Annotated in this window: 8 protein-coding genes; 3 read left to right on the forward strand and 5 right to left on the reverse strand. The window is 71.0% G+C overall.

The window, feature by feature from the left end:
- Nucleotides 1–123 precede the first annotated feature (123 nt).
- Nucleotides 124–1,002, reverse strand: a complete 879-nt coding sequence (locus ABZ815_RS38105; protein ID WP_357706065.1) for a hypothetical protein — start codon at nucleotides 1,000–1,002, stop codon at nucleotides 124–126.
- Nucleotides 1,003–1,105: 103 nt separating this feature from the next.
- Between ABZ815_RS38105 and ABZ815_RS38110 the strand changes: the two genes are divergently transcribed.
- The gene (locus ABZ815_RS38110) at nucleotides 1,106–1,420 is read left to right on the forward strand and encodes a hypothetical protein (protein ID WP_357706066.1); all 315 of its coding nucleotides are present in this window, start codon (nucleotides 1,106–1,108) and stop codon (nucleotides 1,418–1,420) included.
- 545 nt (nucleotides 1,421–1,965) lie between these two features.
- Here ABZ815_RS38110 and ABZ815_RS38115 read toward each other — a convergent pair.
- The 3 genes from ABZ815_RS38115 to ABZ815_RS38125 are packed head-to-tail and all read right to left on the reverse strand — an operon-like array spanning nucleotide 1,966 to nucleotide 4,271.
- On the reverse strand, nucleotides 1,966–2,724 hold the full coding sequence (locus tag ABZ815_RS38115; RefSeq protein ID WP_357706067.1) for a hypothetical protein: 759 nt from the start codon (nucleotides 2,722–2,724) through the stop codon (nucleotides 1,966–1,968).
- Between the two features lies 1 nt (nucleotide 2,725).
- Nucleotides 2,726–3,997: a hypothetical protein gene (locus ABZ815_RS38120; protein ID WP_357706068.1), complete on the reverse strand. Its 1,272-nt coding sequence runs from the start codon at nucleotides 3,995–3,997 to the stop codon at nucleotides 2,726–2,728.
- Nucleotide 3,998: 1 nt separating this feature from the next.
- Nucleotides 3,999–4,271, reverse strand: coding sequence for a hypothetical protein (locus ABZ815_RS38125; protein WP_357706069.1), 273 nt, complete (start codon nucleotides 4,269–4,271; stop codon nucleotides 3,999–4,001).
- A 130-nt stretch (nucleotides 4,272–4,401) separates the two neighbouring features.
- Here ABZ815_RS38125 and ABZ815_RS38130 point away from each other — a divergent pair, with 130 nt between their 5' ends.
- Entirely contained in the window at nucleotides 4,402–8,796 is a 4,395-nt protein-coding gene (locus ABZ815_RS38130) for an FtsK/SpoIIIE domain-containing protein (protein ID WP_357706070.1), read from the forward strand.
- Between the two features lie 54 nt (nucleotides 8,797–8,850).
- Here the strand turns inward: ABZ815_RS38130 and ABZ815_RS38135 are convergent, their stop codons facing one another.
- On the reverse strand, nucleotides 8,851–9,129 hold the full coding sequence (locus ABZ815_RS38135) for a WXG100 family type VII secretion target (RefSeq protein WP_357706071.1): 279 nt from the start codon (nucleotides 9,127–9,129) through the stop codon (nucleotides 8,851–8,853).
- 138 nt (nucleotides 9,130–9,267) lie between these two features.
- Between ABZ815_RS38135 and ABZ815_RS38140 the strand changes: the two genes are divergently transcribed.
- Entirely contained in the window at nucleotides 9,268–10,836 is a 1,569-nt protein-coding gene (locus ABZ815_RS38140; protein WP_357706072.1) for a ricin-type beta-trefoil lectin domain protein, read from the forward strand.
- Nucleotides 10,837–11,210 lie beyond the last annotated feature (374 nt).

Genomic DNA, 11,210 nt, shown 5'->3' on the forward strand with positions numbered 1-11,210 from the left:
GGCTAGGGTCCGGCATGCCTGGGCGAGTGCCCGGCGGCTTTCCCATGAACAAGGCCGGTAGTTTCTCGCGGTAGCCCGACAGGCAGCCCTCGTCACGACGACGTTGGAGCACGTCCAGCGCTCCTACGCCGACCGCATGCGCCCCATGCTCGGCCTTGGCCGGCCCGACCCCATTTCTACGAGGTCGTCTACACCCGGAACGGAGCCTGCGAAGGTTCCTCGACCTGCTAGGTGACCCCCTATGAGGTCGTCCCACCCGCGTGCGGAGGACGATGGTGTAGTCGCGGGTGGCGTGCATCGAACCAGCGCAACCTGCCATCGCGCCCGGCTCTTGAGCCGGGCGCGGGAGCGATCGACCACTCCTGGGTCGTTGCCGGCCAGTTCCAGCGTGAGGTTGGCAAGTGCCCGTAACAGGCTCTGTGAACTCGGCCGTGCCGTCCGCATTGTCGTCCACAACGTCGCTGTCCATGGACACCGGCCGGTCCTTGACGAACTGGTCGAGGACCTGGCGGGCCGCGTCAGCATCCGCCGGGCGCGGTCGGCCAGTCCCACTCTGCCGAGACCGGCATCGGCGGTGTGGGCCAGCGACCGGCTGACCCCGCCGGTCGCCTGATGGCTGGCCAAGGTCAGCTGCTGCCCCTCGCGGTGCTTCCAGGTGGTGAGCAGGGTGTGCGACATCAACGGCAGGACGCCGCCGGGGTCGCTGAGACCGTGGGGAAGACGCCGTCCTCGGCACAGGTCGCTCCCAAGTCCTCCAGGATGCGCTCCGCCAGCCCCGCCTCGAGTGTGAGCTGCGCGAGCGTGGGCCGGTTTCTCGACGGCTTGGCGCAGTTGCGCCGCGGTCATCGGCCCGACCACGAGCGGGCGGGCCAGGGCCGGTGCCAGCTCGGGTAGGCGGCGTTGTCGATCGGCCGCCCGGTATCCACGGTGAGCCGGGAGGCCGCTCGCAACGGCGGCCGACTGAAGTACCGTGCGGTCCCCGAGCAACGTGCTCAATGACACGGAGTCAACACATCCTCAACGAATTCTCCACATGATCCGCCCGACTGTTGCATCGCAACGTCAGGCAAGGTGCTCATCCATTTCGTGAGAGGAAGCGATCGTCATGCAGGTTCGTATGATCACGGCAGCGCTCACCGCAGCTGTGGCGGTCTCGTTGGCGCCGGGCGTAGCGGGCATCTCGGCGGCCTCCGCCCAGGCAAGCCCTGCCGTCACGAGCAGCGTCTCCGTCTCCCTCACCTCTGCCTCGACTGCTGCGACGGCTACCGCGGCGGCAAAGTGGTATTTCTCGGGAGTGTTCGCCGTTAAGCAGGCGTGCCAGGTCGCGGGGCGCTACTACAAGGCCGTCCACTACGCGAAGGACTACAAGTGTAAGAAGATCCTGGTGGGGCCGGTCCACCGCCTCTACATTCTGAGGTGAGTTCGGCGTGGCGGGCCTTCTGACCGGAGGCCCGCCAGCATATGAGCCGACCGCCCGACAAGGTGGCAGGCCGAGCAGGGCATCAGCGGGAGGACGCTCGCCACGGGCTCGGGCGTCGTGCAGCTGCTACAGGTGGATGGCGAGGTCCACGGTCTGGCGCGGCTCAAGAACGCCGACCTCACCGCCCCCAGATGACCAGCATGGGTGTCAGCGACATCATCTCCGCCGCACGGTTCGGCCAGCCAGTATGGATCTTGTCATCCGGTACATGGGCGAGATTGGCGCGTTGATCGACGACAGGACCCCGCTGTCAGCGGGCCCTCCCGGACGCGGGCGCTCCGGCATGGGGTGCGCCACCTGTGGGCGCCGAGAATTGCCTCACCTGCTCTGACCTGGCATGTGTCCCTCGGACAGCGGCGGCGGTCGTCACCGCGTCGAGTCCCGCGCTGACGAGCACGGCGTCGCGCGTCGCCAGTTGTTCTGTCCAGTGAGGTCGGGTACGCGGCCGGCGGGTGGCAGGCCGTTCAGGGTGGGGCCGTGGGGGCTCAGACAGACGGGCGGAGCAGGTCGAGGAGGTGTTCGCGGAGCTCGCGCGGCCCGAGATCGGTCAGGACGAGCACGCCGTCCTCGCCGTCCGCCTCAGGTTCGGCCAGCACCACGCGGCCCTGTGGCGCGTAGATCGTCCAGCGTGTCTCCTCGACTTCGTCGGCCGGGCCGAGGCGGTGGTGGCTGATCTGGGTGATCGCCAGGGCCTCGGCGAAGATGTCCTGGCCCACGCCGCGCGCGATGTCGGTGAGTGCGACCCGCCGCAGCCCGTTCCCCTGCCGCTGCCCAGCTCCCGCGTGCGGGTCACAGAACTCGGCGAACCGTTCGGCCAGCCGCTCGATCGGCCCGATGGCCAGGCCGTGCAGGCCGCTCTCGTTGACGTTCTCCTCCACGGCCACGGGCCCGGGGCCGACGTAGAAGACGCGGGCCTGCCTGCTGTCGGCGAGGATCCGCTCGGCCATCACGACGTGCCGGGGCGTACGGCGGGCGGCGAGCAGGTCCTGCAGGTCGTCGGAGAGCAGCAGCGCGACGTCGTCGTCGCCCTCGCCGGTCGGCTCCGGGCGGGCGATGCCGCGCGCGACCAGGCTGCGCAGGGCCACCATGCAGGCGGTGTCCCTGGCTGCCGGGTCCTGGGAGTCGTACCAGGGGCGGGGGGCGAGCTGGTCGGCGTCGGGGCCGTCGAGCACGGTGAGCTCTTCGTCGGTGAGAGCGATGACGGGCACGTACGCGGTCCGCGCGCGTTCGAGCAGGGATTCCATGTCACCTCGCAGGATGGGTCAAGGACCAGGTGAGCTTCCGCCAGCCGTCGGCGGCCTTGTCGGTCGTGTGCTTCTTCAGCCAGTTGCCGACGCCCCTGGCCTGCTTGTTCTCCTTGCCCTTCTCGACCCCCCACTTGCCGAACGTCCAGCCCGCCGAGATGGTCCCGAGGGCGAGGCCGGTGATGACGACCGCCTCCGTCGCGCCGGTGAACGAGCCGATGACGCCGCCGAACAGGACCAGCAGGCCGCCCGCGATTCCCGAGCCGCCGGCGACGTAGTTGCCGGTCCGGACCCAGCCCGTGTCCTGATTGTTGAGGATGTCGTCGACCCCGGCGATGATGCCCAGGACCGCGGAGCCCTTGGCCAGGCCCTTGGCCACCTTGGCGTACCTGCCCGCGGCCAGGCCCTCACCCAGGTCGGCCGCGAGCTGGGGCCGCGCCTCGGCCATGATGCGCTCGGCCGTCTCCACCCGCTGGTTCGCGGCCGCGATCTTTCCGGCCAGCTCGCGGGCCCTGGCCCCCAGCTCGCCGCGCGGTGTGCCGCCCTCCCTCCAGAGCTGGGTGATCAGCGCCTTCTCGAGCTCGGCCCTGGAGAGCTTGCGCTTGGCCATCTTGCCGAGCACGCCCTGCTTCAGGTACTGGAACACGGTGGCGGCCTTGGTGCCCCCGTCCAGGAGCCCGAGGAAGGCGAGCACGGGGTCCGTGGCGCCCTTGAAAGCCGCGTAACCCTTGTACTGCGCCGAGTGCCGGAAACGGTCCAGCAGGCCCTTCGGGTCGGGGTCCGCCTTCTTCTCCAGCTTCAGCTGGGCCAGCGCATAGAGGGGTGCGGTGGCCTTGTCGCCGTCCCGCAGAAGGTCGCCCTTGTTCCCTTCTGCCATTTGCGGCCAAAAGGTAAATAATCGGCCTCTCAGGTACGATTGCCGCTCTGCGGACAAGCCGGGCTTGGCGAGCTCCCTTTCGTCGTCCTCGTATCCCCGGATGATCCAGTCGCGCATTTCCTTCTGCGCCTTCTCCAGGGCCGCGGCGTACCTCTTCACCCCCTGGCTGACCGCTTTGAGGGCGTTTCCTTCGACTTCCAGCGCGGTGAAGGTGCCGCCGGCGCTGACGGCGAACATGGCGGCGTGGATGCCGGTCCAGCCGTTGAGCGCGGTGACCGCGTGGGCCTCGACCTGCTTGGAGGCCCGGAGCAGGTCCTCGGCGGCGCGGCCGAGGCGGGCGGCCTCGCGGCGGAGCGCTCCAGGGTCGCCTTTCGGGACCTTGAAAGGGGCGGTCACCTCATTCGCCTCCCGTCGTCTTGCGCAGATTCGCCGACATGGCCCGCAGCGCCTGGCCGAGGTAATTCACGTCCGCCGTCAGGTGCCCGGCCGTGCGCCGGAAACCGGCGGTGGCGTCACTGGCGGCCGGAGGGACGCTGTTCTCCGAAGCCGCCGCGACTCCGCGCAAAGCACTTGTCACCTCGGTCATCAACCCCGTGAGGCTCGAGTGAACGCCGGCCATCCCTTGGGCGCCCGCGTCCATGTTGTCCGGTTTTCCGCCTAGAAAACCCATGCGCAGCAGCCTTTCCGAATGATCATTTCACCCTGGAGCGTCATGATAGCTGAATGATCATGACAAATCTGGAGAAAGGCGGTCGCTATGCTGCCTGCGTGGCGAAAGCGAACAATGGGCGGTGTTCCTGATGCGCCTCTCCCTCAGCGCGCTGACCGGCCGGGGGCTGCGCGACGTCGTGATCAGCGGCGACGAGAGCGCCACCGTGGGCCACCTCGTCCACGCCTTCCAGAAGCACCTCCAGGTTCCGGCGCAGGGCCTCTGGGCGGACGGCGTGCCGCTGCACCCGGACGCGCCCGTGGCCGCGGCGCTGAGGGACGGCGACGTCGTGGCCTTCAGCGCCACGGCGGCCACCGCCACCAGGAAGGGCGACCAGCCCGCCGGCGTGGCCGAGGTGCGGGTCAGCGGCGGCCCGTCCGCGGGCGGCGTGCATCGCCTGGGCTACGGGACGGCCACCGTCGGATCGGGCCGGTGGTGCACGATCACGGTCGACGACCCCGCCGCACCCGACTGCGTCGCCGACTTACGGGTGGAGGCGGGCGGCGTCATGGTGGCGCCCATGGCCGATGGCGTCACGCTGGACGGCGAGCGGCTCTACGAGCCGGTCCCGTGGCCGGTCGGCGGGGTGCTCAAGGCCGGCATGACCCTCCTCACGCTGGCCGCGCCCACTCCCCCGGACGCGCACGTGAGCGTCATGCCGGAGGGCAACCTGGCCTACAACCGCCCGCCGCGCCTCAACAAGCCGGCCGTCGTGCACACCGTCGAGGTGCCCGGCCATCCGGCACGCCAGGACTACCACCGCCTCCAACTGCTGGCGAGCGTGATCTTCGGGGCGGGCGGCGTCGTCATGGCCGTCGCCCTGTCCACCCCCTGGTTCCTGCTCATGGCGCTTCTGACGCCGATCACCATGGTCGCGCAGTGGTGGAGCGACCGGCGGTACGGGCGCAGACAGTACCGCCAGGCCATGAAGGAGTACCAGGCCCGCATGACGGCCTTCGAGCAACGGCTGGAGGAGCTGCGCAGGGCCGACCAGCGGGATCGCCGGGCCGAGTTCCCCGACCCCGCCGAGGTGTTCCTGAACGCCGTCGGCCCACGGCAGCGCCTCTGGGAGCGCCGCCTGCACGATCCGGACACCCTGCATCTGCGGGTCGGGCTGGCCGACCTGCCGTCCAAGATCGAGCTTGTCCCGGAGCAGGGCGTCATGTCCGCGACGAAGGAGCAGCCGCCGGTTCCGGTGTCGCACGCGGTGCCCGTGGTGCTGCCGCTCCCCCAGGCCGGGGTCATCGGCCTCACCGGGTGGCCGGCCGCCTCCCGATCGCTGGCCCGCTGGCTGGTCGCGCAGGCGGCGGCCCTGCACAGCCCGCGCGACCTGGCGGTCGTCGTGCTCAGCGCCGACCCGCAGGGCCTGGCGAACTGGGACTGGGTCCGGTGGCTGCCGCACTGCGTGCCCCGGGAGGGCGAGGAGTGCGTGGCCCTGGTCGGCAACGACCCCGACTCGGCCGCACGGCGCATCGGCGAGCTGATCGGTAAGATCAACGCGCGCAGGGAACGCCACCGGTCGCCCGACGCCGGTGCGCTCTTCTCCTTCGGGCAGGGACCGTCCGGCGGGTACGCCAGCGCGCAGCCGTACAACGTGCTGGTGGTGCTGGACGGCGCCCGCGCGCTGCGCGGGCTGCCCGGAGTCCCGCAGATCCTGCAGCTTGGGCCGACGGTGGGGATCTATGCCCTGTGCGTGGACGACGATCAGCGGCTGCTGCCGGAGGAGTGCACGGTCGTGGCCGTCTGCGAGCACGAGCGCCCCGGCCTGGTACGGCTGCGCGGCGGCGCCCAGCACGACGTGCCGCCCGAGGCCGTCGGCGACCAGGTCAGCGTGGAGTGGTGCGACCGGCTGGCCCGGGCGATCGCGCCCCTGCGGGACATCGGCCGCGAGGACGCCGACTCGGTCATCCCGTCCTCGGCCCGGCTGCTGGACCTGCTCGGCCTGCCCAGCCCCCGCCCCGAGCAGATCCACACCCTGTGGGAAAGGGGCCGGACGACGCGGGTGCCGATCGGCGTGGGCGCGGAGGGAATCCACAGCGTGGACCTGCGCCTCGACGGCCCCCACGGGCTGATCGCCGGAACGACGGGCGCCGGCAAGTCGGAGCTGCTGCAGTCGCTGATCGCCTCGCTCGCGGTGCACAACCGGCCCGACGAGATGAACTTCGTGCTCATCGACTACAAGGGCGGCAGCGCGTTCAAGGACTGTGCCAAGCTGCCGCACACCGTCGGCATGGTCTCCGACCTGGACGGCCACCTCACAGAGCGGGCGCTGGAGTCCCTGGCCGCCGAGCTCAGGCGGCGCGAGCACCTGCTGCTCAGGGGGGACGCCAAGGACATCGAGGACTACAACGACTACCGCGATGCGGGCCGGCCGCTGGAGCCGATGCCCCGGCTCCTCCTGGTCATCGACGAGTTCGCGGCGATGGTGACCGAGCTGCCGGACTTCATCCTCGGCCTGGTGGACATCGCCCGCCGTGGCCGGTCGCTCGGCGTCCATCTGATCCTGGCCACGCAGCGCCCCGGCGGCGTGGTCACGCCCGACATCGCGGCCAACACCAACCTGCGGATCGCGCTGCGCGTGACGAGCAACGAGGAGTCCATGGACGTCATCGACTCCCGCAACGCCGCCGCGATCTCGAAGACCACTCCGGGACGGTGTTTCATCAGGTCAGGAGCCTCCTCACTGCACGCGGTGCAGTCGGCCCGGATCGGCGGGAGGCGTCCGGGCCAGGGCCGGGCGGCGGCGCGGGAGGTGCGCGTCCAACCGGTCGCCTGGCAGGACCTCGGCATCACTCCGCCCGCGGCCCCTGCGGGCGGCGACGAGGACGACGCCACCATGCTGACCGACCTGTCCGTGCTGGTGGAGGCGGTGGGCGCGGCGGCCACGCAGCTCGGGCTCGAACGTACGCGCAGCCCGTGGCTGCCTCCGCTGCCCGAGCTCGTCACCATGTCCGAGCTGCCGCCCTCCGACGGGCGGGCGCTGCGGCTGCCGTTCGCCCTGGCCGACCTGCCGTCCCAGCAGTCGCGGCGGACCGAGTACTACGACCTCGCCACGGCCGGGCACCTGCTCGTGGTGGGCGGCGGGCGTACCGGGCGCTCGACCGTGCTGCGCGCGATCGCCGCGTCGGCCGGCCTCCTGTGCGGCCCGGCCGACGTGCACCTGTACGGCGTGGACTGCGGCAACAACGCCCTGCTGCCCCTGGCCGGGATGCCGCACTGCGGCGCGGTCGTCGGCCGCGACTCACCCGACCGGCTGGGACGGCTGACCAAACGCCTCCTGGAGACGATCGTCGAGCGCCAGCAGGCGCTGTCCGCGCAGGGCTTCGCCGACGTCACCGAGCAGCGGGCCGCGGTGCGGCCGGAGGAGCGGCTGCCCTACGTCCTCGTGCTCTTCGACCGCTGGGAGGGCTTCCACGCGGCCTTCGAGTCCGTCGACCACGGCGTGCTGATCGACCAGTGGATGCAGATCTTCCAGGAGGGACCGGGCGCCGGGGTGAAGGTGGTACTGACGGGTGACCGCAGCACACTGGTCGGGCGGATCGCCACGCTCTTCGACGACCGGCTGGTGCTCAGGCTCACCGACCCCACCGACTACACCTACGTCGGGATGAAGACCAGGGACGTTCCCGAGCACATGCCCGTCGGCCGCGCCTTCCGCGCGACGTCCGAGCTGCGGGAGGTGCAGGTCGCGCTCCTCGACCGCGATCCGGCCGGCACGGCGCAGGTCGCGGCCCTGCACCAGGTGGCGCGTACCGCGAAAGGCCGGCACGGGAGCCTGCCGCCGGGGCGGCGGCCGTTCCGCGTGGACGCGCTGCCGTCCGGCATCACGCTGGCCGAGACGCTCGCGCTGGCCGGTCAGGAGCCGCCGCCGGACGCGGTCGTGGTCGGGGTGGGCGGCGACACGCTGGGCGCGCGGTTCTTCCGTACCGGCGAGGACGGCCCGGCGCTGGTGGTCGCCGGGACGCCGAAGTCGGGCCGGAGCACGGCCCTGTGCACGATGTTGACGTGCCTGCTGAACAGGGGCTGGCAGGCGGTGCTCGTCACCCCGCGGCTCAGCCCTCTGCGCGAGTTCGGCGACCGTCCGGGCGTCCGGGCCTGCTTCGGCGGCGACGCCGACGCCGAGCGGGTACGCGAGGCCGTCGCCGCCCCGGGCCGCTGCGCGCTGCTGATCGACGACCTGGAGCTGCTGGGGAACTCCGGCCCGCTCGCGGACTGGATCACCGATCACGTCGGCGAGTCGCGGGACAGCGGGAACCTCGTGATCGGCGCCGGGAACGTCGACGACCTGGACAGCATGTACTCGGGCCCCGTCGTGGCCATGAAGCGGACCCGGTCGGGACTCCTGTTGCGGCCCAACCAGCCAGGCCAGGGCGACCTGTTCGGCGTCCAGCTCCCGCGCAGCGTCGCCACCGGGATCGGGCCGCCCGGCCGGGCTCTGCTGTTCAGGGGCGGCACGTGGGAACGTGTGCAGGTGGCCGTTCCCTGAGGAGCGAGGAGCGGCGGGACGGCCGCCGCTCCTTCATCCGGCGGGACGCGCCGGTCAGCCGCCCCCGCCCATGGTGGCGATGAGCGCCGCCTTCTGCTTCTGGATGCCCTGCTGGGCTTCCTGCAGGTCGCGCTGGAGATTGTCGAACGTCTTCTTGTACGTCTCCCACGCCGCCTTGAATTTCTCCGCGTTGCCGCCGGACCAGACGTCGGGGATCTGCTGGACCTGGGCGTCGAGCGCCGCCTTCATCGACTGCGCCGCCTCGCCCTGCTGAGCGAACGTCTTGCCCATCGTCTCAAGTGCCTCGGGGGTCGCGCCAAGCCTGGGGGGCATTTGTTGTCCCTTCCGAACCATTCGTGGTGATCGCAGCGCACAACAATAGAGGCACCCGGATCGGGTTTGACGGAGATTGTCAACATAAGCCACGTCCGCCTCAATTGTTGCTAGCTTTGGGCCTCCGGAGGTTTGGCGATGATCCAGGCACTACGTGGCAACGACCCCGTCGCGATCGGCGGGTACCGGCTCGAAGGACGGCTGGGCGAGCGCGTCTTCTGCGGGCGGCGGGCGGATGGCCTCGCCGTGGCGATCCACGCGTTCCTGCCACCCGGCGGGTACGACCTGCTGGCCCAGTTGCCGCCCTTCTGCACCGCCCGCGTGGTCGAGGTGGGCAGCGTGGGCGAATGGGCGTACGTGGCCGGCGAGTTCGTGCCCGGGCCGTCCCTCGCCGAGCTGGTGTCGGTCGAAGGACCGCGTGGCGGCCATGAGCTCGACCAGGCCGCGATCAGGACGCTCACCGCGCTCGGCGCGCTGCACGGCGCCGGGATCGTCCACGGTGACCTGCACCCCGGCAACGTGATCCAGGGCCCGGAAGGTGCCACCGTGACCGGGTTCGGCCTCTCGCGCGGCGGCGCCCCGGCCTACACGGCCCCTGAGCAGGTCGCCGCGGACGAGTTCACCCCGGCGGGCGACATGTTCGCCTGGGCCTGCACCATCGTCCACGTCGCGACGGGACGCCCGCCGTTCGGCGACGGCGAGCCCGCCGCCGTCTTCGACCGGATCCTGCGCGGCCAGCCGGACCTGGGGACGATGTCCGGCGCGTTACGCGACGTCGTTGCCGCCTGCCTGGCCAAGGACCCGGCCGCTCGCCCGCCCGCGCAGTACGCGCAGCAGCTGCTGATCAGCGGCACCCCGTCCGCTCCCGCTCCGGCCGCCCGGAAGCAACCGCAGGTGCGGCCGCCCGCGCCCAGGAAGAAGCGCGACCTGCGGGTGCCCGTCATCTCCGGGATCGCGGTGGTGACGGTGATCGGCGTGGTCGCCGGATGGCTGCTGCTGGGCGGCCGGGACGAGCCACCCAAGACCACGCTGCTCGCGAACAACGCGCGCCCGGCCGCCACGCCGACCCCCACACCGACCCCCACGCCCACGCCCGCTCCGGCGAGGAAGAAGCGCAAGCGGCCCACCCCGAACCCCACGGTGACGGTGCAGGTCCCGGTCTATCCGCAGCCGGTCCCGACCCCGACCAGGAAGAAGCGCAGGCCCACGCCGACGCCCACGGTGACCAAGACCGTCACTCCCACCCCTACGCGTCCCACGGAATCGCCAAAGCCCCAGGAGCCGACCGTACGGCCCACCCCCGCTCCCACTCCGACGCTTGCCCAGCGCGCCTCGACCGTTAGGAATCAGGCGACCGGACTGTGCCTGGCCGTTCCCCACGGCGAAGCCGTCGCGGGCAAGGCGGTGATCCAGTGGACCTGCACGAACGGCCCCGAGCAGCAGTGGATCCGCAAGGGCGGCCAGCTCGTCAACAAGGCGTCCGGGATGTGCCTGGGCAAGGGCGAGGGCAAGCCGGGCAAGCCCGCCGTCCAGAACCCATGCAACGGCGGCTCCGTCCAGTACTGGAGCCATCAGGGCGGCCGGCTGGTCAACGCCGCGACAGGTTTGTGCCTGGTCATCTCGCACAGCGAGGCGACACCCGGCAAGAGGGTGACCCTGTGGGCCTGCAACAGCAGCTACCGTGACCAGCAGTGGCTCATCCAATAGGAGCAGTTCGTCACGGGGGTTGATCCGTTCTCGCTCCACGTGCTCGACGGCCTGAGATCCACTGGCCGCCGTCCGTGACGCTCTTACGCGGCGGGGCTCGGCCTGCCGGGCGAGGACGATGAGTCTGCGTCGAGGCACACCCAGCAGAACTACGGCACTCGATCGCCTGCTCGAACCACTTCCCGAGATCTTCCCCGCCCATCCTCCGCTTTATCGGCATTGACTTATATAAGTGGAGAGTGAAACTATTGGGCTGCGCACGCGTTCGTCGTGCTCGGCGGCGTCGTAGGCACCCCAGGGGGGCGGCATCTGGCTGTGCGGGTCGACATGCCCGAGGCCGGACGCCTGGCGGCGCCGTCCGCTCGTGAATCGAC

This window comes from Nonomuraea sp. NPDC047529 (assembly GCF_040642995.1).
Taxonomy (GTDB): domain Bacteria; phylum Actinomycetota; class Actinomycetes; order Streptosporangiales; family Streptosporangiaceae; genus Nonomuraea.